The sequence below is a fragment of the Myxococcus xanthus genome (genome assembly GCF_006402735.1).
In the GTDB taxonomy this organism is placed as follows: domain Bacteria; phylum Myxococcota; class Myxococcia; order Myxococcales; family Myxococcaceae; genus Myxococcus; species Myxococcus xanthus_A.
The window spans coordinates 8,643,175-8,665,266 of sequence record NZ_CP017174.1 but is presented as its reverse complement, the minus strand read 5'-3'; the positions used below and the strand labels follow the sequence as shown (position 1 = coordinate 8,665,266).

Below are 22,092 nucleotides of genomic sequence, written 5' to 3'. Positions count from 1 at the left end.
TCCGGGCGGCGGCAATTCGGCGCGGGCACGGGGTCCCGCGGGCTCAGGCGTCCGTGGCCCTGCGTGCGAGCGGCGGGTGTGCGGCGTGGGACGCCGAGGCACCCGCGGAGGGCAGGGTGAAGGTGAACACACTGCCTTCGCCCAGGGTGCTCTCCGCCTGGATGCCACCGCCGTGGGCCTCGACGAGCCCCTTGGCGATGGCCAGGCCCAGCCCGGTGCCGCGGCTGGCCGCGTCGCGGGCCTGCCAGTAGCGGTCGAAGATGTGGGGCAGCGCGTCCGGAGCGATGCCGGAGCCGGTGTCGCGCACGTGGACGGACACCTCGCCGCCGCGCGCCCGGGCGCCGAGCATCAGGTCGCCCCCCGCGGTGGTGAACTTCACCGCGTTGCCCAGCAGGTTGCCCAGCACCTGGAGCACCCGCACCTTGTCGCAGCGCACGCGCACGTCCGCGGCGGGGAACTCCACGGACACGTGCAGGCCCTTGGCCTCCGCCAGCGGACGGATGGAGTCCATCGCCTCGGTGAGCAGCCCCGCCACGCCGTGCTCGCCCCACTCCAGCGGCAGCCCGCCCGCCTCCAGCCGGCCCCAGTCGAGCAGGTCGGAGATGAGGCGCGACATGCGCTCGGTGGCGTCCTGGATGCGGGTGGCCTGCTTGGCCACGCTTTCGCCGCCCGGCTTCGCCCCCGCGCCGCGCAGCAGCAGCGCCGCGCCCAGCTGCACCACGCCCAGCGGGTTCTTCAAGTCGTGCGACACCACGGCCAGCAAATCCTCACGGGCCCGCGCCGCGCGCCGGGACTCACCCACCAGCCGCGCATTGTCGATGGCGAGGCTGGCGCGCAGGCACAAGTCCTCCGCCAGCGCCAGGTCGTCCGGGCCGTAGCGCCGCCCGGAGCCCGAGGACACGAAGGTGACGGCGCCCAGCGTGTGGCCGCGCGCGCGCAGGGGCACAATCATGTACGAGCGCGCCTGGAGCAGCCGCAGCAGCGCGGGGTGCGCGGGCTCCGCCGCGGCGGCGCGCAGCAGGGAATCCGTCACCGCCGGCACCAGCTCCGGCTCTCCGGTGCGCAGCACGCGCAAGAGGCCCACGGCGGCGTCGTCCCGCAGCTCGGTGCGGGTGGGTAGCGCGCCCGCGCGCTCCTGCTGCGTCGGGTCCAGGCAGGCCGCCGCCACGCGCGTCACCCAGGGGCCCTGCTCCAGCGCGTCCACCAGGCACCAGTCCGCCACGTCGGGCACCGCCAGGTGCGCCAGCAGCGTGTACATGCCCTGCGGGTCCGGCGGGTGGGTGAAGAGCGTCGTCATCGCCTGGTAGAGGAAGGAGCGGCGGCGCTCGGCCTGCTCCACCTCCGCTCGCGCGGCCAGCTCCAGCTCCATGGCGCGGGAGAACACGGCCTCCGCGTCGGTGAGGGGGCGCGCCGTCACCAGCACGCAGCCAGGCCCCCCATCCTCCGAGGGCAGCGGACTGAGCATCAGCGCGTGACGCCGGGGGCCCGTCTGCGTGGCCCAGGGCGCTTCCAGTTCGCAGGTGTCTTGGATGCGCATCACCCGCGCGCGCGCCGTCTCCAGCCGCGCCAGCTCCTCGGGCGGGAAGCCCAGCTCCCCCCAGTGCCTGTCCACCAGCTCCTCGGAGAGCCGGCCCACCGTCCTCGCGCCCGCCTGGCTACACACCAGGACCCGCCCCGTATCGTCCAGGACGTAGGACGGTTCGGGGAGCGCGGCGAAGACAGTGGCGAGGGATGCGGGGAGTCGAGCTGCCATGAAAGGGGACTGGCTGGAAGAGGTCCCCATCATGACACCGCCCGGGCACTGGACCATCCCGGCACCGGGCGAATCCCGTGGATGTTTTAAAATCCAATATTCTAGAGCGTGTAACTCAGACTCCCCCGTTACCCCGGAAAGCCGAGGTGAGCCGGCTCGCCAGGTCGGGCAGGGCGACGACTTCGTGGGCCAGGTTGGCGCCCACCACCACGCCGGGCATGCCGTAGACGACGGAGGACTGCTCGTCCTGGGCCAGGATGCGGCCTCCGGCGCCGTGGAGTTCGCGCACGCCTTCCAGTCCGTCCTGGCCCATGCCGGTGAGGATGACGGCGAGCGACGCGGGCCCGTAGGCGCGGGCCACCGAGCGGAACATCCACGTCGCGGACGGCCGGAAGCCATTCACCGGCGCGGCCCGGGAGACCTCCGCCCGGCCCTCGCCTCGCACGCCCAGGTGGCGATCATCCGGCGCCAGATACACATGCCCGGGGAGCAGGGGCTCGCCATCCTCCGCCACCTTCACGGACAAGGGGCCCGCGGTGCGCAGCCACTGCGCCAGGCCCTCGCTGAAGCCAATGGCGATGTGCTGCACCACCAGCAGGGGGACGGGGAAGCTGGCGGGCAGCTCGGACAGCATGCGGAAGAGCGCCGCCGGGCCGCCCGTGGAGGCGGCCAGGGCCACCACGCCGGGGTGCGTGGGCGACACGGGCGGCGCGGGCGGGGTGGGCACGGGCGTGGGGGGCGCGGCGCGGTCCGGCCAGCGGCGCACCACCTTCACCTCTGCCATGGCCTTGAGGGTGTCGCGCAGGCGGCGGCTGTCCGCGTCGAAGTCCGGGGACTCCGGCCCCAGGGGCTTCTGGAGCACCGCGAGCGCGCCGGCGCGCAGCGCGGCCATGGACGTCTGGATGTCGCGCTCCACCAGGGTGGACACCACCACCACCGGCGTGGGCACCTCCGTCATGATGCGGCGGGTGGCCTCCAGGCCGTCCATCCGCGGCATCTGGATGTCCATGGTCACCAGGCTGGGCCGCAGGCGCTGGGCCAGCTCCACCGCCTCCATGCCGTCCTTGGCCTCGCCCACCACCGTCAGGGCGGGGTCGGCGCGGAGGATTTCCACCAGCAGGCGTCGGGCGGTGGGCGAGTCCTCGGCCACCAGGATGCGCAACGGGTCGTTCTTCATAGCAGTCGTCTCAGCGTCTCCAACAGGCTCGTCGGGTCGAACGCGCTCTTCACCAGATAGGCACTGGCGCCGGCTTGCAGGCCGCGCGCCTTGTCCTCTGGCTTGCCACGGGCGGTGACGAGCACCACCGGCAACCGGGAGAAGCGCGGCGAGGCCCGCACCGCCTCGGTGAGGGCGAAGCCGTCCATGCGCGGCATCTCCACGTCCAGCACCAGCGCGTCCGCGCCGCCCGACTGGAGCCGCTCCCAGGCGTCCGCACCGTCCACGCAGGCCACCACTTCATAGCCCGCGCTCTCCAGGATGCTCTGCTCCAGCGCGCGGGTGGTGGGCGAGTCGTCCGCCAGCACCACCCGCCGCCGCGTCCGCTGGGTGGCGGGGGCGGGGAAGAGCGATGCCGCCGGGCGGCCACCCGCCGCGCGGACCAGGGACACGGGGTTGAGCAAAAGCGACAGCCGTCCGTCTGGCAGCACCGCCGCCGCGGACACGTGCCGGGCACGGCGCACGCGGTGGCCTAGGGAGCGCACCAGCGCCTCCTGTTCAGCGAGCACTTCATCCACCACCACCACGGCGCGCGCGCTGCCCGCGGCCAGCACCACCGCGCCCCGGCGCGCGCGAGGCGGGCCGGGCGGCAGCCCCAGCACCTCCGCCAGCGAGGCCAACGGCACCAGCGCGTCACCGGAGGCCCACGCGGGGCGGCCCTCCACGTCGCGCACCTCGCCGGGCGTCAGGCGCACCAGTCGCGCCACGCTCTCGCTGGCCAGCGCCAGCGTCTGCCCGCCCGCCGACACCAGCAGCACCCGCAGCGTGCTCAGCGTGAGGGGGACGTCCAGGACGAAGCAGGTGCCCTGGCCTGGCCGGGTCGCCACCTCCACGCTGCCGCGCAGCCCCTCCACGTGCATGCGCACCACGTCCAGGCCCACGCCACGGCCAGCCACCTGGGTCACCTGCGTCGCGGTGGACAGGCCGGCCAGGAACACCAGCCGCGCGGTCTCCTCGTCGCTTTCAGGCACTCGCAGGCCCCGGGCGCGCGCCTGCTCTCGCAGCGCGCCCAGGTCCAGGCCGCGCCCGTCGTCATCCACCGTCACCTCGACGCGGCTGCCCTTGAGTCGCGCGGAGAGAGTGAGGCGTCCCTCGTCGGGCTTGCCCAGTCGCTGGCGTTCCTCGGCGCTCTCCAACCCGTGGGCCACCGCGTTGCGCACCAGGTGCAGCAGCGGCTCGCGCAGGCCCTGCAGCAGCGAGCGGTCCAGCTCCAACGCGCCGCCATGAATCTCCAGCCGCACCTGCCGGCTCAGGCTGCGCGCCACGTCGCGCGCGGCGCGCTCCAGGCCCTCGCAGCCTTCCTCGAAGGACAGGGTGCGCGCGCGGCGGACCTCGTCGTCCAGGCCCGTGGCCACGCCGCCCAGCGTCCGGCGGTCCGCGGCCAGCTCCAGCGTCACCCGCGCCAGCTCCGTCTCCGCGCGCAGCAGCGCCTGTTCGCCGGGCGTGCCGAGCACCGCCTCGCGGGCCAGCGCCAGCGCCTCGCGCACCGACTCCAGCGCGTCCGCGCGGCCCTCCAGCCGGAGCGTCGCCACGCGCAGCTCTCCGCTGCGTGCCAGCAGCGCGTCCAGCTTCTGCGCGGAGACGCGCACGGGCAGCGCTTCGGCTCCGGGGGACGCGCCGCCGCCTGGATGCGGCTCCACGCTGGCCGGGGCGGCGGGTGGTGACGGCACCGCGTCCGTCAGCATGGGCGGAGGCGACGGTGGCGGCGCGACGCGCGCGGGGGCGGGCGCGTGAGCCCGGTGTCCGGCGGCGCGCTCCAACTGGGGCAGCAGCGTCTCCAGGGGCGAGCCCGCAAGGTCCTCCCGCGCGGCCAGACGCCGGCCCGCGTCGTCGAGCGCGTCCACGGTGGTGAAGCACAGCTCGTACACGTCGGGCGTGCCGGCGCCCGCGTCACGCACCTGCTCCAGCAGCTCCTCCATGCGGTGGCAGGCCGTCTCCACCAGCGTGGCGCTGGCCGCGCGCGCCGCGCCCTTCACGCTGTGCAGCGTGCGCAGCAGGGACGCCACGCGCTCCGCCATGCGCGCGGGCACGCTCTCGCGCTCCAGGGCCAGCAGCTCGCGGTTGAGCGAGACGACGTGGCCCTCGAGCTCCTCGAGGAACGTGGCCAGCAGCGCTTGGGCCAACCGGTCGCGGTCCATCAGCGCCCGTACTCTCCCAACAGCCCCTTGAGCTTCTGGCCCATGCCGTTGAGGTCCTGCATGGCGCGCTCGGTCTGCCGCGACGAGATGAGGGCCTGCTGCGTGGCCTGATTCACGTCATGCATGGCCTGACGAATCTGGCCGATGCCGGTGGCCTGCTGGTTGGCGGAGGCGGCAATCTGCGCCGCCGTCAGCGAGGCCTGGGCCAGCAGGTCCGACAGCGTCTGGATGTTGGAGCCCGCCTCGGACACCACGCGGGTGGCGGTGGCCACGCTCTTGGTGCCTTCCTCGGTGGTCATCACCGCGCCGTGGGTGGCCTTCTGGATTTGCCCCAGAATCTGGCGCACCTGGCCGGTGGCCTTCTTGGACTGGTCCGCCAGGGCCTTCACCTCGGAGGCCACCACCGCGAAGCCGCGGCCGTGCTCGCCGGCGCGGCTGGCTTCGATGGACGCGTTGAGGGCCAGCATGTGCGTCTGCTCGGAGATGTCGTTGACGGTGGTGATGATGTCGCCAATGGCCTGGGCCTGCTCGGCCAGGGCGAGGATGCGCGAGGCGATGGACTCCACCTGCTCACGCACCGCGCCCATGGCGCCCACGGCCTCCTCCACGGCGCGGCGGCCGCTGCGGCCCACGTCCTCGGCGTGGCGGGCGGAGTCGCTCACCGCGCGGGCGCGGCCCGCGGCCTCCTCGGACGTCTTGGTGATTTCCTCGATGGTGCTCACCGTCTCCGTCACCGCGCTGCCCTGCTCCTGGGCGCCGGCCACCTGCTCGGTGGTGCTGGAGAGGATTTCCGCGCTGGCGCCGGCGAGCTGATTGACGAACTCCGCCACGGTGCGGAGCGTGTGCTCGCGCTGCTCGGATTCCTTCTCCAACTGGACCTCGTTCTGCTGGCGCTTCTCCGCCATGTCGTTGAACGCGCGCGCCAGCTGGGCCGTCTCGTCCTGGCCCTTCACGTCGATGCGGTGCTCCAGCTTCCCGCGCCCCAGTTGCTCGGCGCCGACCATGAGCGCGCGCAGCGGCGTGGTGATGCCGCGGGTGATGATGTAGCTGCCTCCGCCGACGATGAGCACGCCCAGCAGCGTGCCGATGCCCAGCACCCAGAGGATGCGCTGGGCCATGTCCCGGGCGGCGGTGGCGTGCTCGTCCCAGCGCTCCTGCTCCGCCACCAGCATCTCGTCGATGACCTGCTTGACCTGGTGCATGGCCTCCCGGCCCTGGCCGGTCTGGATGAACTTCGCTCCGGCTTCCAGGCCCTCCTGGCGGCGCAGGCGGATGCCTTCCTCCAGCCGGTTCACCCGCTGGGTGACGATGGGCTCCAGCCGGTTCAGGCGCGCCCGCTGGTTGGGGTGGTCCGCCATGGCGTCGCGCAGGCGGGACAGGTCATTCTGGAGCGCCACCGCCGCTTCCCGGTAGGGCACCAGGTAGGACTCATCCCCCGTGAGGATGAAGCCGCGCTGGCCGGACTCGGCGTCCATCAGCAGCGCGCGGACCTCGCGGATGATGCGGAAGTTCTCATGGGCCGTCAGCAGGCCCGCCGTGCTCGTCGTGAGCTGATTGGCGCCCTGGAAGGATACACCCGCCACGATGAGCAACATCAGTAGCGACAGTCCGAATCCGAGTGCGATGCGGTTCCCGATGCTCATACTGCTCCTTCGCCGGACAAATCGAACATGAGGCGACTGTCACCCAGGAGTGCCTCTCCCTCCAGTACCAGGGTGCCCTCCCTGTCGGCCGCGGACACGAGGTGTCCGGCGGCGTCGTTCAGGGAGGTGGGCGGCGCCAGCAGCTCACTGCTCGCCATCACGGTGACTTCCTCCACTTCCTCGGTGCGCACGCCCAGCTCCGCCCGCCCCACGCCCACCACGAGCAGCGGGCCCGCGGCGTCCGAAGGCGCGCGTCCGAAGAGCGGCGCCAGCTCCACCACGGGGAGCACCTCGCCATGCATCAGGGTGAGGCCGCGCAGCGCGGGGGGCGCGCCGGGCAGCGTCACCAGCTCCGGCGCGCGCACCACCTCCAGCACGAAGCGGGACTCCAGGGCGTAGCGCTGGCCGGCGGCCTTGAAGCGGACCACCTCGCGCAGGGTGCCGGGGTCGACCTGGGGACGGGGCTCGCGCGAGAGTGCCCGGGCGCGGGTCTCCAGCAGCGCCGTGGCCTCCTCGGGCGACAAGGTGCCCTGTTCCTTCTCCAGGGTGGCCAGCCGCTCCAGCCGCGCGCGCGTGGCTTCCCAGTCGATTTTGCCGGAACCCGGCATCAGCTCAGCTCCTCACCGGCAGCCAGGGCTGCCTCCATGCGTGACCGCTCTCCACACGCCACCTCCGCCAGCCTGCTGGCGCTCTCGCCGTCCGCGTGGGGCACGGGCGCGTCCGGAGGCAGGGCGTTGCACAGTTGCTCCGCCTCGCGCCAGGCCTTCATGGCGCCGGACGTGTCGCCGTGCCTGCGTAGCACGCGCCCGAGGATGAGCCACGCCACGATGAGCGTGGGCTCCAGGTACAGCGCCTGCCGCACGGCGCGCTCCGCGTCCGCCGCGCGTCCCTGTCCCAGCAGCAGCAGGGATTCCAGGTAGCGCAGCCCCGCCACCAAGGGGTGCCGGGCGGCCGCTTCGGTGCAGGCGTAGACGGCGGCGGCGGCGTCCAGGTTCGCCAGCGCGCGCACCGCCAGGGCGGCGGTGTCCGCGTCTGAGTCCAATGCCCCTAAGTGCTGGGCCGCCTCGCGCCAGTGGCCCCGCGCCAGGGCCTGCCGGGCAGCGTGCATGGCCGCCGCGCTGGGGGCGTGCGTCGGTTTCTCGGGGGCACTGGTGCCCGCCATGGTCCCTTGAGCGGACCGGGGCGGGCCAGCCGCGTGTGTTGGTGTCCCGCCCGCACGGCCGCCATCCGCTCCGGGGGCGTTCCACGCGGGCGACGGCCTCCCGGTGATGGCGCCGGAGGGCATGGCCGATGTTCCGGAGCCGCCAGGAAGGCCCGGTGAAGTGATGCCCGTCGCCGTCCCGGTTCCGGCGCGGCCCGGCGCGGTGGTGCCCAGGGACGTGGTGCCCATCGCGGTACCGGGCACGCCGGTGGAAGACGGGCTCCAGGCGGGCGCGGTCGTCGAGGTGGGGGCGGTGACCGCCGGGGGCTCGGTCCACGCGGCTGGGACGGGCAGAGAGAGGGTGGCTCCGGGCAGGGGCCGGCGGTACAGCACGCCCCATTCGGTGAGGATGGACTCCAGCGGCGCCAGCCCACCGAGCGGCGGGTCCGACGGGCCGGTGAAGAGGTAGCCGCCCTCATCCAGCGCGTCGTGGAGCCGGCGCGCGACGGCCTCGATGGTGGGCCGGTTGAAGTAGATGAGGACGTTACGGCAGAAGATGACGTCCAGCTTCCAGAGGCCGCTGTCCGCCGACGGCCAGGTGTCGAGCGCGAGGTTGAGGTAGCTGAAGCGCACGCGCTTCCGCACCTCTGGTGACAGCACGTACCGGCGTCCCTCGGCGCGCAGGTGGGGGCGCATCCGGTCCGCCCAGCCGCCGCGCAGGGACCAGTCGCCGTAGTGGGCCTTCCGGGCCCGGGCGAGCGCGCCGCGCGACACGTCCGTGGCGTACACGGCCACGTGCTCGTCCCAGCCTTCGCCCATCAGCAGCGCGGCGATGGAGTAGGGCTCCTCTCCGGACGAACACGCGGAGCTCCACATCCGCGCGGTGTGGTCCGGGCCATGGCGCTCGCGCAGCTCCGGGAGCACGACGCTCCGCAGGTGCTCGAAGTGCTCGGGCGTGCGGAAGAAATACGTCTCCCCGACGGTGAGCTCGATGAGCAGGTCATCCAGCGCGGAGGGGTCTTCCGTGAGCCGCACGCGGTAGGCGTCGAAGTCCTTCAGCCCGGCCCGCTCCATGGCGCGGGCGATGCCTTCTTCGGCGGATGCGGGGCAGCTGGGCGGCACCAGCCCGGCGCGCTCTTCCACGAGCGCGAGCACCGCCGCATGACCCGGGTGGCTCCAGGGACCCCAATTCACGCGGGCTCCGGCTCCTGCGGCGCGGCCAGGGCAGCATCCAGCTCCAGGGCCTCGGCCTCGGACAGGAAGGTGCGCAGGTCATGGACCAGGACGAGCCCATCCTTCAGCTTCACGGCGCCCGCCACATAGCCCACGCCCGGCAGCTGGCGCGGCGTAGCGTCCCACTCATCCGGCGTGAGGACGCGCAGGCCCTCGGCGCGATCCACGCGTAGCACGACGCTGCGCGAGCCCGCGGAGGCCACGATGAAGTGGTCCATGGGAGACAGCGCGCGGGGCGGGTGGCGGAAGCGTAGGCGCAGGTCCAGCACCGGCAACAGCTCTCCCCGAAGGTCCAGCAGGCCCTCCACCACGGCAGGCGCGCGAGGGAGCGGCGTCAGGCGCGCCGCGCGTACCAGCTCGCGCACGTCGGGTGCGGGCAGTCCGTAGCGCTGGCCGTTCAGGGTGAACAGCAGCACCTCCGTGGGTGCGGGGGTCATGTCTTGGGACATAGACGTGGACGTGGCCACTGTCGAACACTGATGTCGGCCCTCGGTCGCGGTGTCCACCAGTCTTCAGTGGGGACAGGGGGACGGGCCCATGCTTCGAGTGGAACACGACACGTGCCACGGGTGCCCCGGGCCTGGACGGAGTCTCCCGCGCGCAGGGAGGCCGGGGGAACGATCGATCACCCGCCCAGGAGACGAGCGTCGGATGCCCTCGGGGCCTGGAGGGAGCCATGTCGCGCTCAGGTCCGCCGCGCCGCCTGGGTGCGAGGCGCTGGCCACAGGACTCCGCGATGTCCTGGGCGATGCGCTCGTCGCCGCGCCGAGCTCGGCATCGTCGTCGCGGCGCGCCTGCAGGAAGTCCACGAGCTGTCGGGCCTTGGCGCCCTCCGGCGTCAGCGCGTCCGGCCGCGGCAGGAAGGACCGCACGGTGTCGCGCGCCCGCGTCCGTCGACTTGCGCTCCTCAGTCCGGGCCGGAAGACGCCGGCCACGGGCTGGTGCCTTGGCGGTATTGGCCAGTGAATTGCGCTGCCCCGAAGTGCGATGTCATTGAAGGGCTCTGCTCCAATCAAGCCACGCCACCGTCTGCTCCGTTCACAGGATGACGGCGACTTGCCGTACAGGGTTTGGCACGCGTTGTCTCGGCCGCGCGTTCTCCACTTAATGCTCGCCATCGCCACCGCGTTCAAAGCAATGGCTCTCACGCGTCGGTCGCAAGCGAAGCAGGAAATCCTTCGCGCGTTCATGTCAGCCCTTGCAGCCACGCTTCGCGGAGTCGAGGGGAGAGGGCACCATGTTGTTGGTAGACGTGCTGGAGGAGCACCTCGACGAGGCCGAGTTCCGGTGGCTGCAATGGGAGAAGGCGCTGGGGGCGCCAGACTTTTCACTGATTGAGACTGCGAGGTTGGAGGAGCTTCTCCTCGCGCACCTGGACGGGCTGGTGGTGGGCGCATCCACCGCGGCTGAATCCGTGCTGCGCCCCGCCTTCGAGTCAGAGGACGCATTCCGCATTTCCGCGGCGGCCTTCTCGCTGCTGGCCCTCGGAGAGGTGGACGAAGTCCTGCTGCGACTGCGTGAGGCCGAGCCCGGAGCGCGCGCCGCCATTCGACGGGCCCTGGAACTCAGCGAGGCCCCAGGGCTGGGCACATGCCTGCTCGACTTGTTGAAGCGGGAGGACACCGCGCTGCAGGCCGAGGTGCTGGAGGCGCTGGCATTTCGCCAGGAGGCACCTCCGGAGGTGCTGGCGCGCTTCTTCACCCATGACGAGCAGCGGGCGCGGATTGCGACCCTGCGTGCCGCCCTGCCCTTGCCGGAAGACGCTGCGCGAGGGCTGCTTCCCATGCTGCTGGACTCCCCGCACCCCGGTATTCGGGCGGTGGCGATGGAGACAGGAGTGGCTTCCGGTGTGAGGCAAGCCTGGGAGACGTGCCGCACCGCCGTGCGCGCACGGGACACAGACAGCCCCGAAGCCATGGTGCTACTCGCCATGGGAAGCAGCGAGGCGGACATTTCCTTGCTGCTGGCGCTCCTGGACGTCGAGGCGCTGCGGCCCCATGCCCTTTGGGCCTTGGGCTTCAGCGGCCGGGTGTCGGCCATGGAGGCGTGCCTCGGGTACCTGGAGGTGCCCGGCGTAGCCCAACTGGCCGGGGAGTCCTTCTCGGCCATGACGGGCCTTCGGCTGGAGGAGCCCTATACCCTGCCTCCAGGCGAGAGGCCCGAGAGCGATTCCCCGCCGCCAGAACTGCACGAAGACTTGGACGCGGCCCTGGTGCTCAAGCCCGAGGACGACTTGCCCTGGCCGAATGTGGCCACCGTTCGGAGCTGGTGGGACAAGGAGAAGAAGCGCTTCGTGAAGGGCACGCGGTACCTCCTCGGCCGCCCCTTCAATGGCAGCGTGCTGGTGGAGGCGCTGGAAACCAGTCCCATGCGGCGCCGCCATGTGCTGGCCCGCGAGCTGGCCCTGCGGAGCCAGGGCGCGTTGATGGTGCGCACTCGGGCCTTCACGCACGTCCAGCGCGCGGAGCTGGCCACGGCCCGGGCAGCCACCGCCCGAATCCGCACGCAGTCCTTCGACAGTGGCCTGCGCTGAGGGCTGGCCCCACGCCGCGCTCCGTCCCTGGGCACGCCTCGCCATCAACCATGTGGGCACTTCAGAACAAGACACCTTACGCGGCCGAGCGGACGTGGGTCCGCGACAAGGACGGCCACCACCTCTGGGTCATCGCGCTCAAGGCGACCTTCGATGTCGACGACGCGGGCCATCTCCGCCTCGCGGACGCGCAGGAGCCTCCGCTGCCCGAGCCCGTCTACTGGGGAGAACCGGGCCACTCCAGCTTGCGCTACGAGGCCGAGCTCGTCGTTCCCAAGCCCCACACCGACGTCCTCATCAACGCATGTGCCCATGCGCCCGGTGGGCGGCCCGCGCCCAGCGTCGAGGTGGCTGTCCGCATCCACGACGTGGACAAGATGCTCGTGGTGCACGGGGAGCGCTTCTACACGCGCGGCCTGACGGGCGTGAAGCCCTCGTCCCCCAAGCCCTTCGTCACCCAGCCGATTCTCTACGAGTGGGCGTGGGGAGGTACGGACACTCGCGACACGGACACGCGCAAGCACGTCAGTGACTCGCGCAACCCCGTGGGGCGCGGAGTGGCCAGCCGTGAGGCGCACCTGATGGACCAGCCCGCCCACCGCGTCGAGTACCTGCGGGGCACCCCAGCGAAGTCGGGGCCAGCCGGCTTTGGCCCCATCGCCAGCTACTGGTCGCCGCGTCTGGAGTTGGCGGGCACCTTCGATGAGATCTGGCGGAAGACGCGACACCCGCTGCTGCCGCGAGACTTCGACGAGCGCTTCGCTCTCTGCGCCCCCGCTGACCAGCGGCCCTCACGCTGTCTCGTGGGGGGAGAGAAGGTAGCCCTGGTGCACCTCACGCCGAAGGGCGCGCTCCACTTCACGCTGCCGCGCTTGCGCTTCGGCTTCACCACCTGGTTCGGCGCCGTCCGGCGCTTCCACGAGGCCACCCTGGGCACCGTCGTCATCGAGCCCGAGGTGAAGAAGGTGCGCATGGTTTTCCAGACGGGCTTGAGGGTCGGCCCGCAGGACATCGACTGCCTCGACTTCACGGCCATTACCGAGAGGACGGACTGACATGAGTGTCGAGGCAGTACTCGTGGCATCAGGAGCACGTGCCCCCGTGGGGACGACAGCGGAGAGCGTCGCGGCGGCGGTGCGCGCGGGCATCAGCCGCGTGCGGCTCCTCCAGGTGCCGGAGCTGGGGCGCCAGGCCGAGTCCTTCATCGCCAGGGACGGGCTGCTGGACGCGCAGGAGTGGAGCGGTGCGGCGCGCATGGCCGCCCTGGGGGCCGCGGCGCTGGAGGAAGTCCTCGCCAGGCTGGCACCCGCCCTCCCCTTGGAGAATGTCGAAGTGCCGGTGCTGGTGGGCCTCCCCGAGGAGCGCCCGGGTTGGAAGGCCGCGGATGCCTCGCGAGTCGTCGCCGCCCTCTCGGCCCTCGGGAGTGAGCGCTTGCGCCTGCGGGTGGAGCCTCGGCTGACGGGCCACGCCTCGGCGCTGGAGGGGTTACGAGAGGCCGTGACGCGTGTCGGCCGCGCCGCCCGCTCCCCGCTGGTGATTGTGGGGGGCGTCGACAGCTACCATGACGTCCAAACGTTGGCTTGGCTTCGCGAGCGGAACCAGTGGCTGGAAGAAGGGACGCGCACGGGTTTCGCACCAAGCGAGGGCTCTGCCTTCGTCGCGGTGATGGCCGCGCCGGACGCGCGCCGGTGGGGACTGGTGCCCCACGCCACGGTGCGCGCCGCCGCCACAGCCCATGAGACGAAGCTCATCCACACCGATGACCTCAACCTGGGCGAGGGGCTGACGGCCGCCATGAGTGAGGCACTCGCGCCGCTGGAAGGCACGCGCGAGGTGGCGGCGTCCGTCCACAGCGACCTCAATGGCGAGCGCTACCGCTCAGAGGAGTGGGGCTTCGTCGCCCTGCGGCTGGGGGCTGCGTTCCGCGATGCTTCCGTCATTCACACGCCTGTGAGCAGTTGTGGCGAGGTGGGTGCCGCCACGGGCGCGCTGAACCTCGTCCTCTGCGCGCAGGCCTGGCGGCGCCGGTACGCGAGCGGCCCCCGTGCGCTACTCTGGGGCAGTTCGGAAGCCGGGTTGCGCGCCGCCGCACTACTGGAAGAGCCACTGTCCGGAAGTGAGGAAGGAGCGAAGCCATGGCCAAGGTAACCGTCAACGCCCCGAGGACGCCCGTCACCCAGGGCAGTTCGGGCGTCGCCTCAGCCACGCTGCCCAACGTCTGCAAGATGCCCGGCCCGCCGGCGCCCTTCGTGCCCACGCCATTGCCCAACATCGGCAACAGCGGCGACGCCCCCGAGGGGTACTCGAAGACAGTCACCATCAACGGGCACCCCGTCGCCATTGCCGGCGCCAGCTTCGGCAGCAAGGGGGACATGGCCAGCAAGGGGACGGGAGGCGGGCTCACCTCCAGCAACACCCACGGCGCGACGAAGTTCATCGGCCCCGGCTCGATGAACGTCAAAATCGAGGGGAGGAATGTGCAGTTGCTGGGCGACCCCATGCTCAACAACTGCGGCCCGTCCGGCAGCCCCGCGAATGCCGCCACCATGACGGGCATCATCCAGGCCTCCGGCGTCATGACCGTCATCTACGGAGACGACATCCCGTGCGCGCTCTGCGGGAATACGCATCCACTGGAGGCGGGAGAAGAGACGCAGACGGCGATTGCGACGCTGTTTGAACGGCTCCAGGAAGCGCTCAATGCACAGAACGAACAGATACTCCAACGCAGCAAGCTCGCTAAGGAGAAGAATCAAAAGGAAAAGCTCCTCGACCAGCTTGAGGGGAAGGGCTCCGAGGAGAACAGAAGGAGAGGGAAAGGCCTAGACTCAAAACAGAAAGAAGAAATGGCAAGACTGCCGGTCGAAATCGCCGTCCTGGGCAAACAGATAAGCAATCTCGATAGCTTCTTCAGTCAAAATGCCGTGCTTCGCAGGAATGGTGAAACACTCACATACTCCAAGGGCTATATGATTGGCGTCATGATCTGCATGTGCGCCAACAGAAAACTGGCAGCATGCTCAGGACATGCGCCTCCCGGCTTTTTGAATGCCGTAGAATCAGCCGGTTTCGAATGCGCGAGCCCGATTGTCAACTCCGGAGCCAAGCGAGAAGATTGGGACTGCGCTGCCAAGCAAATCATGGAAAAACATGGAGGACACAAGCCCAAGCAGCTCGTCGAGCGGCTTTTCTACCCTCTCGTGGATGGAATCAAGCCCGACCGGGGGCCCAGAATCAAATTCAAGGCTCGGGTAGAAGACCTGGGTATGACAATGCTCTCTGAACTAGAGGAGCGCGAACAGACATTTAGCAATGGCGAGAATGTCCCATCCTGCTCGGACTGCCAGGAAAATCTCCCTGCCATGTACTGCGAAACAAAGTGTCCTTGAGCTAGAAATCACATGAAAGCGTTCATTGAATTTGTCGAAAAGTACCTCCCTGGCTTTTCCCAGAAGATTTCACCAGCTGACAGGCACGATATCTCGGTACTGGAAAAAAACGCGGGCCCCCTCCCAGGCGCCTACCGCCGTTTCTTGGAATCGATGGGAAAGAGCATGGGGGGCCTTGAGCTTGCCGAGGCATCCCTCTCCATTGATGGCGCGCTCGGAGCCTACAGCTGGTCTTGGCTTCAAAGAGGCCGCTACATCTATTTCGCTGGAGACAAGGGACCCTCTAGCTGGGATTGGTTCCTTGATCGATTGAGTCCTCATGGAGTCGACGATTGCATGGTCGTCAACAGACTGCTTGAGGAAAACTACCCACCAGAGGGAAGCTCCCCCCAATTCGTAGGACTGGAGGAGTTCCTCTATTATGAGGCTTTCAAGGAGCTGCGCCTCCCGCAACTGCCCTTCCGGCGCACATTCTCGACACCCAAGGTAGCTAGTGCCGCAACTCGCTACCATTTGGACGTGGTGACTGCGCTGGCCGAGGAGAAGGGATTCAAGCGCATCCCGCCTGCCGAGCACTGCGCGCTGTACGAGCGAGGAGACGCCGCGCTGCTGCTCTACCGACACCCGACGCAGCCCACCTTCTCATTCATCCTGGGCTGCGAGGACTCGGCGGAGCTGGAGCGACTGGCCCAGGAGTTCGAGACACGAACAGGGCTGAAGAGCGTCGTCACGCGGTAGGCACAGTCAGGAAGTCTTGTATCCGCTGCACGAGCTCCGTCTGGCGGGGATGCGGCGGAGCGCGCAAGGTTGGGCTGCGCGTGGAGGCCCTCGCCCGCATTGCGAGGTGCGAGGCGAGTCACCGCGCAGGGGGCCCCTGAAGCGGGTGTCGATAGCGCGGGGGTGAGTGGTTGCGGGGACGCTTCCGGGCTCGATTTTGGCGACGATTCGCATCAGGTCGTCGAACGCCGGGTCTTCGTGGATGAAGCTCAAGTGGAGGTGGCCGGGAGCGCCGAAGAGATCGGCACCCGCGTCGCTTTGGTCCCATACCGCTGCGCCATTTCCGTCAGGCGTTCGCGGTCAAAGGCATTGCGCGGGAGTGCGCGCGTCAGCGCTTTGGCCAGTTCCGTGCGCGACGTGCCAGCGCGCTCCGCGTTCTCGAAGAGCTCAACCACGAACCATTCCTGCGATGGCGCCAGCGGGAATGCCACGCGGCGTAGTTCGAAGCGGCGGTCACCCAGTTCAACGTGCCCGGAACGCTTCGAGTTGTAGATGAGAGTCGCCGCGAACACGGCTGTCGTGCCGCGTCCCAGCGCGTTCCTGCGTTCGGGGCTGGTAAAGACGAAGGGCCCCTCTCCCAGGAACGCGCGCATGAGCGCATCGTCCCCTGGTGGCACCAACCCAAACTTGCTTCGATTGGGGTAGGCAAACAGTCCGTGCGCTACCGGCACCAGCAGGCCTTCTCAATCAACTGCTTGGCGAAGCGTGGTGGATTCGCGCTCCAGGGCTCAAAGTCCCGTGTGCGAGGGACGCGCCCCGCCTCTGGCGAGGACACGGGCGTTGCATGGGATGACTTGCGCCCGGCGGAAGTACTCACGGGAACATCAGGTTGCCCAAGATGACGGAGCGCTTGTCGCCCTCCGCCCAGACCGTCAGCGTGTAGGGCCCCGGGCTCATGGTGTCTGTGGCCTCCGCCTCTACGATGAACTGGCCGACCATGCCCGCGGTGGTGGGCGCGGCCTGCCAGACGCGTAGCACGCGGAGGGCGGGCCCCTCGCGGGGAACCAGCGTCGCGCTTCGGGCCTCCCATGGCGCGCCCCCGCGCAGTTCCGCGGATTCGACGGCTACCGCCACCTGGGCGGCGGCGCGATAGGTCGTCGCGTTCGCTACGTGGAGCGCGTTGCGTGGGTGGCGCACGAGTTGCCCAGCAAGCCAGAGCGCCCGCACGCCATTCTTGTCCAGGTACTTGGTGGCCAGCATGCCGGTGAGGCCATCTGGGAGGCTCCGGGCAGCCTCCATCCGCGCCAGTTCTTCTCGAAGGCGCCGCACCTCTTCCTCCTTCTCCATCAACTCGGCATGGAGCGAGTCCGCGCTTCGGGCCTGTCGGTGGACCTCCACCTGACGGTCGGCCAGGGTGGGGTGGGGCACCAGCCGGAAGGTCGCGCTCGCGGGCGCGGCGCCATCCGCGAAGTGGACGGTCAGCCGCAACTCCTCGCCGTCCTCCACGCTCGTGGAGGGCATCAGCGTCAGGGTGTCACCCGCCAGCCGAACGCGGGTGAAGCGCTTCTCGCCTTCCAACTCCGCGCGGACCACTGCCGTGTCGAAGAGCAGCAGCGTGCCCATCCCGGGGCTGATGCGCACTTCCGGGGGCGGTGTGGCGGACCGGGGGGACTGGAGGCCCACCGTGAGGCGCCGTGCCATCGGTGTCCAGGGGGCGGTAGGGGACGGTGCGGGAGAGGCCGCCTGTGCCATGAAGAGCGAGTGAATGAGGAGGGCCGCCGCAGAGGCATTCATCACGGGAGACCCCAGGTGCGGGAACGCAGTGTCACTCGAAGCGCCTCACCACCTTCAGGCCCGAGACGGAGTAGATGATGGGCTCGGCGGGCGGATGGTTTCCTGCCACGCGAGGCGAGCCGCGCTGATCGTCGCCCGGGTAGAGGAGCTCAATGCACACGGGGAAGCGCTCGCCGTCCTTCTCTGCTTCCGTGAAGCGGCCGTAGACCCGCTCGCTCACGCTGAGCCGTCCGCTCAGGGTCGCATTCGCCAGGTCATAGGGCGTGGCCCCGACGCGGACGCGCACCCAGCCCTCGCTCACGGTGATATTCCTCGGCTCCCCGCGGATGAAGAGGATGGAGCCCAGCTCACCCACGCGGAGACCTCGCGCCTCCATGGCTTGCAGCGCGCCCTCTGGGCACGGCTCGGAGGGTGGCGCGGGACGCACCTCGGGCCCGCTCGGGCAGGCCAGCGCGGTGCATGCGGCGGCCGTGGCGGCGGCGCGCCGGGCCAGCGTGCCCACCGAGCGTGATGTCCGTGACGGGGGAGATGAGGGAGCGATGTCTGGCTTCTTCACGGGTGATGCTTCTTTCGGGTCGCGCGCCATGGGAGGGGCAGCGGTCGCGGGGAGGAGGGCCGCCGGTAGGGGCGGGGCCGCGGCCCGGACAGCTTCCGGCGAGGCGTGCGGTGACGCCATTTCTGGACGCTCCCTGCTCGCTGGCGGCGAGCCTTCGTGCCGCGTGAGTGCCCATGCGAGCGTCAGCGCGGCCAGGAGGCTCGCCATGAGCGCAAGTGTGGCGGGCCTCCTGGAGCGTGGGGCCCCCGGCGAAATCCGCTTGGAAGGCACGGCGAACCCTGACCGTGGCAACGCCTCCTCCCGTGCGTCCCCTGGACTCGCGCGGCCACCGTTGGCGGAAGGCCGGGCGCGCCCCGGTCGTCTGCCTCGCCTGGGCGGCGACAAGGCGGGCTCACCCTGGTGCAGCCATGCCTCCAGCCCATCCTGTGGTGGAGGTGGCGCCGGGAGTTCGGGTGACTCCTCCCACGACGCGCACATTGGCCGGTCCCACTCGCCGTCCGCGGCGGACAGCGCTGCCTCGAGGGCTTCGGCCGTGGCGGCGGCGCTGGGAAAGCGCGCCGTGGGCTGCTTCTCCAACAGCCGCGAGCACACCGCGTCCAGCAGACCGGGCACCCTTGGGTTCACGGCGCGAGGCGGCTCGGGTGGCTGGGAGATGACGTGCTCTACCTCCGACGGCGTTCCCGGGGCGGGGAAGGGAGAGCGGCCCGTCAGCACCCAGTAGAGGACGACGCCCAGCGCATACAGGTCGTCCGCGGCGGTGGGCGCGTAGTGCGCCCCCTCCACGCCCGCGTGCGACTTGCGGAAGGCCAGCGCCTCCGGGCTGCGGTACTGCGGTGTGCCCGGGGGAAGCACCTCCCGGGTGAGGCGGGGCGCGCCGGGATAGGAGCCCACGCCGAAGTCCACCAGCACGGGCGTCCCTGTGGCATCCCGCACCATGATGTTGGACTCCTTGAGGTCCCGGTGGAGGACGCCTTCCGCGTGTGCCGCCGCGAGCCCTCGGGCCAGTCCCAGCGCCAGCGCCGCCGCCTGCCGCGGGCTGGGGTTCTCCTCGTTCACCCACTGGTTCAGCGGCCGGCCTTCCACCAGCTCCATGGCCAGGTAGAACCACTCGGGGGCGGTGTCCCGCCACAGGCCGCACGCGTGGAAGCGCACGACATTGGGGTGGTCCAGCCTCCGGAGGATGTCCACCTCCCGCTGGGCCCAACCGCCCAACGCGGCGAGCGACTGGAGCTTCAGCGCGAAGCGAGCGGTGCCCCGCCGGGCGCGGAAGACGGCGCCGCAGCCACCCATCCCGAGCAAGCCCTCCACGACGAAGCCCCCCACCTGGGTGCCGACGGCCACGTCCCCTCGAAGGCGCTGGGCCTTCATCCGCCCACCCCAGGGGGCTCGCTCTGCCGCGAGCCCCTCCTGTCAAGGTCATCGCTTCCCTGTCTCATGGGGCTTGTCTCTGGATGGACTGGGCGTGGCGAAATGGACGAAGGCGGGACGCGGGCCAGATATGGGAGTTTATCTTCTCTAGAACTCCGAAAGTAGAGTCTCGCTCTTCGCTTCTCCAGGCGCAGGGCCGTGGCTTCCACCCCAGCCATCCCCTCGGGATGCGCTACGTTCTCCCGCGTATGGACGAACAACTGGGCATGATGGTGGGAAAGGCGGCGCGTGAGGCGCGTGCGCGCCTGGGGCTGACCCAGGTGGAGGTGGCGGCCTTGGTGGATATGCACCCCATGGTCTACAGCCGGGTGGAGCGGGGAAAGATGGTTCCCAGCGCGGGCATGCTGCGCCGTCTGAGCATGGTCCTTCGCATTTCCACGGACGAACTGCTGGGACTGTCCCGGCCCGGCAAGGACGAGCGGCGTGAACTGGAGAAGGAGCCGCCGCTGCTGCGTCGGCTGGTGACGCTGGCGCGTGAGCTGGACGAGGCGAAGCTGGAGGCGCTTGTCACGATGGCCCGCGCGCTAACCCGGTAGGAGGCGTCAGGGCTCGGTCGTCACGGCGGAAGTGGCCGCTCCGAGCTCATGTGCCTCCAGTCCCGAGGAGAAGAGACGCTCGTCTCCAGGCTCCGCCTCGTCGCGGTTCTGGCTGGCCTCGGTGATGAGGCGGGCGAGCTCCTCGGCGGCTTCCTTGCGGCCATAGGGGCGGCCGTCGCTGGCCTCCCGAACCTGGACGAGGCACTCCCGTAGCGTGTCTCGCATGTCCTCCGCCGTGGTGTAGCGCTCAGCGGCAGGTTTGCGGAGGGCCTTCCTCAGCGCGGCCCGGAACCCCTCGGGCAAACCGGCGGTTGCTTTCTCCACGTCGTCTGGCGTGTAGGCGTCCATCAACATCATCAGGTGCGTGAGCGGCAGCGAGGGTTCCTCCTCCACGGGAGCCCGCTTCCGCCATGGAGGAGGCTCCGCCAGCCTTTCCAGGGCGGCATGGAAGAGGTGGCGTCCTGTGGCCAGCTCCAGCAGGACGAGTCCCAGAGAGAAGAGGTCCGCCGCAGGGGTCGATGGCAGGCACTTCAGGTACTCCGGCGAGGTATAGGCGGCATCTCCCTTGCGCAGGCCGCCCTGGGTCTCCTCGCGCCCGCCAAGATGCGTGTAGGCCGCGCCGAAGTGCGTCAGCTTCACCTCCCCGCCCATTCCCACGCTCACGTTGCGCGGGCTCACGTCCCGGTGAATCAGCCCGAGCCGCGCCCCGTGGTCATCCGCCAGCCGGTGCGCGTAGGCCAGCGCGTCGGCGACCTCCGCGCCCACGTACAGTGCGAAGGCGGTGGAGACCGGCTGGCGCCGCAGGGCCATCAGGCTCAACACGCCGTCCAGGGTGGGGCCGTCCACGTACTCCATGATGACGTAGGGTTTGCCTGACTGGACGGTGAACAGGTGGACCTTGGCGATGGCCGGGTGGTTCAGCCGGTAGGCCAACTGGACCTCTTCCACCATCCGTTGCCTGCGCGCGAACGTGGCGGGTGAGCGCACGCGCCGAATGAGGACCGGGCCGCTCAGGCCGTGGCGCTCCTGTCGCTCGGCCAGCATGAGGACCTCGCCGTTGGGACGTGCGTCCAGGGTGCTGACATAGATGTACCGCGTTCCCGCGAGCTGGAAGAGGGTTGGCCGTCGCGCTGGATGCGCCCGGGCCCGCTCCTCCTCGGTAATCGGGCGGAGGCTGGGCTGTGTGGGGTGGGTGGGCACGGAGACTCCCGGATGCGGGTTATAAACCTCTCCAGTTTATATGGTGATTGAGGCTGGGTGAAGAGGCGCATGGGGCATGGCGCATCTTCACCTCCACGGAGGATGAGGCGTGGACCTCATCCCGAGCGCGGACGGTGTCTCAGCTCCGGCGGCGGCGCGGCAGGGCCAGGGGCGAGGCGGCCATCAGCAGGGCCCACAGCGGCGCGCTGCCCGCGGCGGCGCAGCCTCCGCTCTCCTCGTCCTTGTCATCCGGCTCCATGCCTGGCGTGCCCTGGCCCACCTTCACGCTCAGCTTCGTGGCGGCGGCCCGGTCTCCGTCGGTATGGAAGTCCGCGTTGGAGGAGTTGCCAGCGCCGAAGAGGGTGAGGGTGACGTCCGTCGCGGGGGCGACGAGGCTGAAGTTGAAGCGCAGCTCGTTGTTCGCGAAGGGCTGGGGCTGCGAATGGGTCAGCTCGGCGCCGAGCTTCTTCATGCCCTCGCCGGGTTGGAGCGTGGCCGCCGTGCTGTCCACGGCGATGCCCACGCCGCCCGTCCTGGCGGGACCGCCTCGGATGATGAAGGTGTACTGGCCGGTGGCGCCCGGCGCGAGCGTGGCGGGCCCTTCGAACGCGACGGTGGGGAGCTCCCCGCCCTGGTGGCAGGTGCTGCACGTGGGGCCTGTCTTGCCCGTCTGGCCGGTGACGCCCGTGCTGGTGGCGAAGGCGGGGATGGACCACAGCGATGACACGACGACGACGCCCGCGATGCGGAACGGAAGACGCATGGACACTCCAGGAGATGGGTGAAAGCAGGTGGTGCTACAGCCGGGGCCCCGC

General features: G+C 70.3%; 18 protein-coding genes. 6 read left to right on the top strand and 12 right to left on the bottom strand.

Features of this window, described 5'->3' with window-relative positions:
* Positions 1 to 43: 43 nt before the first annotated feature.
* The 7 genes from BHS09_RS35780 to BHS09_RS35750 are packed head-to-tail and all read right to left on the bottom strand — an operon-like array spanning position 44 to position 9,561.
* A complete protein-coding gene (locus BHS09_RS35780; protein WP_140800296.1) occupies positions 44 to 1,810 on the bottom strand; it encodes an ATP-binding protein in 1,767 nt (588 codons plus the stop codon).
* A 58-nt stretch (positions 1,811 to 1,868) separates the two neighbouring features.
* Positions 1,869 to 2,930 (bottom strand): chemotaxis-specific protein-glutamate methyltransferase CheB, encoded by a 1,062-nt coding sequence (gene cheB / locus BHS09_RS35775; RefSeq protein WP_140795831.1) that lies wholly within the window; start codon positions 2,928 to 2,930, stop codon positions 1,869 to 1,871.
* A complete protein-coding gene (locus BHS09_RS35770) occupies positions 2,927 to 5,107 on the bottom strand; it encodes a hybrid sensor histidine kinase/response regulator (RefSeq protein WP_140800295.1) in 2,181 nt (726 codons plus the stop codon). The genes cheB and BHS09_RS35770 overlap by 4 nt, the downstream gene beginning before the upstream one ends.
* A complete protein-coding gene (locus tag BHS09_RS35765; RefSeq protein ID WP_140795829.1) occupies positions 5,107 to 6,750 on the bottom strand; it encodes a methyl-accepting chemotaxis protein in 1,644 nt (547 codons plus the stop codon). Before BHS09_RS35765 ends, BHS09_RS35770 begins: the two co-directional genes overlap by 1 nt.
* Positions 6,747 to 7,358, bottom strand: a complete 612-nt coding sequence (locus BHS09_RS35760) for a chemotaxis protein CheW (RefSeq protein WP_140800294.1) — start codon at positions 7,356 to 7,358, stop codon at positions 6,747 to 6,749. The genes BHS09_RS35765 and BHS09_RS35760 overlap by 4 nt, the downstream gene beginning before the upstream one ends.
* Complete coding sequence (locus BHS09_RS35755) at positions 7,358 to 9,085, bottom strand: CheR family methyltransferase (protein ID WP_140800293.1); 1,728 nt, start codon at positions 9,083 to 9,085, stop codon at positions 7,358 to 7,360. The genes BHS09_RS35760 and BHS09_RS35755 overlap by 1 nt, the downstream gene beginning before the upstream one ends.
* Complete coding sequence (locus BHS09_RS35750) at positions 9,082 to 9,561, bottom strand: chemotaxis protein CheW (protein WP_140795826.1); 480 nt, start codon at positions 9,559 to 9,561, stop codon at positions 9,082 to 9,084. The genes BHS09_RS35755 and BHS09_RS35750 overlap by 4 nt, the downstream gene beginning before the upstream one ends.
* An 800-nt stretch (positions 9,562 to 10,361) precedes the next feature.
* Here BHS09_RS35750 and BHS09_RS35745 point away from each other — a divergent pair.
* Genes BHS09_RS35745 through BHS09_RS39780 form a run of 5 tightly spaced genes read left to right on the top strand, consistent with a single transcriptional unit; the run spans position 10,362 to position 15,784 of the window.
* A complete protein-coding gene (locus BHS09_RS35745; RefSeq protein ID WP_140800292.1) occupies positions 10,362 to 11,657 on the top strand; it encodes a TIGR02270 family protein in 1,296 nt (431 codons plus the stop codon).
* A gap of 50 nt (positions 11,658 to 11,707) precedes the next feature.
* The gene (locus BHS09_RS35740; protein WP_140800291.1) at positions 11,708 to 12,712 is read left to right on the top strand and encodes a DUF2169 family type VI secretion system accessory protein; all 1,005 of its coding nucleotides are present in this window, start codon (positions 11,708 to 11,710) and stop codon (positions 12,710 to 12,712) included.
* 46 nt (positions 12,713 to 12,758) lie between these two features.
* The gene (locus BHS09_RS35735; protein WP_237080035.1) at positions 12,759 to 13,805 is read left to right on the top strand and encodes a hypothetical protein; all 1,047 of its coding nucleotides are present in this window, start codon (positions 12,759 to 12,761) and stop codon (positions 13,803 to 13,805) included.
* Entirely contained in the window at positions 13,793 to 15,046 is a 1,254-nt protein-coding gene (locus tag BHS09_RS35730; RefSeq protein ID WP_140800289.1) for a PAAR-like domain-containing protein, read from the top strand. The genes BHS09_RS35735 and BHS09_RS35730 overlap by 13 nt, the downstream gene beginning before the upstream one ends.
* Positions 15,047 to 15,058: 12 nt before the next feature.
* Positions 15,059 to 15,784, top strand: coding sequence for a hypothetical protein (locus BHS09_RS39780; RefSeq protein WP_237080034.1), 726 nt, complete (start codon positions 15,059 to 15,061; stop codon positions 15,782 to 15,784).
* Positions 15,785 to 16,032: 248 nt separating this feature from the next.
* Here BHS09_RS39780 and BHS09_RS35720 read toward each other — a convergent pair whose 3' ends face one another.
* The 3 genes from BHS09_RS35720 to BHS09_RS35710 form a co-directional block, all read right to left on the bottom strand.
* Complete coding sequence (locus BHS09_RS35720; protein WP_237080033.1) at positions 16,033 to 16,416, bottom strand: hypothetical protein; 384 nt, start codon at positions 16,414 to 16,416, stop codon at positions 16,033 to 16,035.
* 220 nt (positions 16,417 to 16,636) lie between these two features.
* Positions 16,637 to 17,515 (bottom strand): DUF2381 family protein, encoded by an 879-nt coding sequence (locus tag BHS09_RS35715; RefSeq protein WP_237080478.1) that lies wholly within the window; start codon positions 17,513 to 17,515, stop codon positions 16,637 to 16,639.
* A gap of 73 nt (positions 17,516 to 17,588) precedes the next feature.
* Positions 17,589 to 19,481 (bottom strand): serine/threonine-protein kinase, encoded by a 1,893-nt coding sequence (locus BHS09_RS35710; RefSeq protein ID WP_140800287.1) that lies wholly within the window; start codon positions 19,479 to 19,481, stop codon positions 17,589 to 17,591.
* 227 nt (positions 19,482 to 19,708) lie between these two features.
* On the opposite strand from BHS09_RS35710, the gene BHS09_RS35705 reads away from it, so the two are divergent.
* Entirely contained in the window at positions 19,709 to 20,077 is a 369-nt protein-coding gene (locus BHS09_RS35705; RefSeq protein WP_140795819.1) for a helix-turn-helix domain-containing protein, read from the top strand.
* Between the two features lie 6 nt (positions 20,078 to 20,083).
* Here the strand turns inward: BHS09_RS35705 and BHS09_RS35700 are convergent, their stop codons facing one another.
* Together BHS09_RS35700 and BHS09_RS35695 are read right to left on the bottom strand one after the other, a co-directional pair.
* On the bottom strand, positions 20,084 to 21,277 hold the full coding sequence (locus BHS09_RS35700; RefSeq protein ID WP_140800286.1) for a serine/threonine-protein kinase: 1,194 nt from the start codon (positions 21,275 to 21,277) through the stop codon (positions 20,084 to 20,086).
* A gap of 139 nt (positions 21,278 to 21,416) precedes the next feature.
* Positions 21,417 to 22,040 (bottom strand): MXAN_6652 family MXYO-CTERM-anchored protein, encoded by a 624-nt coding sequence (locus tag BHS09_RS35695; protein ID WP_140795817.1) that lies wholly within the window; start codon positions 22,038 to 22,040, stop codon positions 21,417 to 21,419.
* Positions 22,041 to 22,092 lie beyond the last annotated feature (52 nt).

Coding starts and splice junctions, on each gene's coding strand:
- BHS09_RS35780 (WP_140800296.1), bottom strand. CDS start 1,810: ATGGTCCAGTGCCCGGGCGGTGTCATGATGGGGACCTCTTCCAGCCAG.
- cheB (WP_140795831.1), bottom strand. CDS start 2,930: ATGAAGAACGACCCGTTGCGCATCCTGGTGGCCGAGGACTCGCCCACC.
- BHS09_RS35770 (WP_140800295.1), bottom strand. CDS start 5,107: ATGGACCGCGACCGGTTGGCCCAAGCGCTGCTGGCCACGTTCCTCGAG.
- BHS09_RS35765 (WP_140795829.1), bottom strand. CDS start 6,750: ATGAGCATCGGGAACCGCATCGCACTCGGATTCGGACTGTCGCTACTG.
- BHS09_RS35760 (WP_140800294.1), bottom strand. CDS start 7,358: ATGCCGGGTTCCGGCAAAATCGACTGGGAAGCCACGCGCGCGCGGCTG.
- BHS09_RS35750 (WP_140795826.1), bottom strand. CDS start 9,561: ATGACCCCCGCACCCACGGAGGTGCTGCTGTTCACCCTGAACGGCCAG.
- BHS09_RS35745 (WP_140800292.1), top strand. CDS start 10,362: ATGTTGTTGGTAGACGTGCTGGAGGAGCACCTCGACGAGGCCGAGTTC.
- BHS09_RS35740 (WP_140800291.1), top strand. CDS start 11,708: ATGTGGGCACTTCAGAACAAGACACCTTACGCGGCCGAGCGGACGTGG.
- BHS09_RS35730 (WP_140800289.1), top strand. CDS start 13,793: ATGGCCAAGGTAACCGTCAACGCCCCGAGGACGCCCGTCACCCAGGGC.
- BHS09_RS39780 (WP_237080034.1), top strand. CDS start 15,059: ATGAAAGCGTTCATTGAATTTGTCGAAAAGTACCTCCCTGGCTTTTCC.
- BHS09_RS35720 (WP_237080033.1), bottom strand. CDS start 16,416: ATGCGCGCGTTCCTGGGAGAGGGGCCCTTCGTCTTTACCAGCCCCGAA.
- BHS09_RS35715 (WP_237080478.1), bottom strand. CDS start 17,515: ATGGCACAGGCGGCCTCTCCCGCACCGTCCCCTACCGCCCCCTGGACA.
- BHS09_RS35710 (WP_140800287.1), bottom strand. CDS start 19,481: ATGAAGGCCCAGCGCCTTCGAGGGGACGTGGCCGTCGGCACCCAGGTG.
- BHS09_RS35705 (WP_140795819.1), top strand. CDS start 19,709: ATGCGCTACGTTCTCCCGCGTATGGACGAACAACTGGGCATGATGGTG.
- BHS09_RS35695 (WP_140795817.1), bottom strand. CDS start 22,040: ATGCGTCTTCCGTTCCGCATCGCGGGCGTCGTCGTCGTGTCATCGCTG.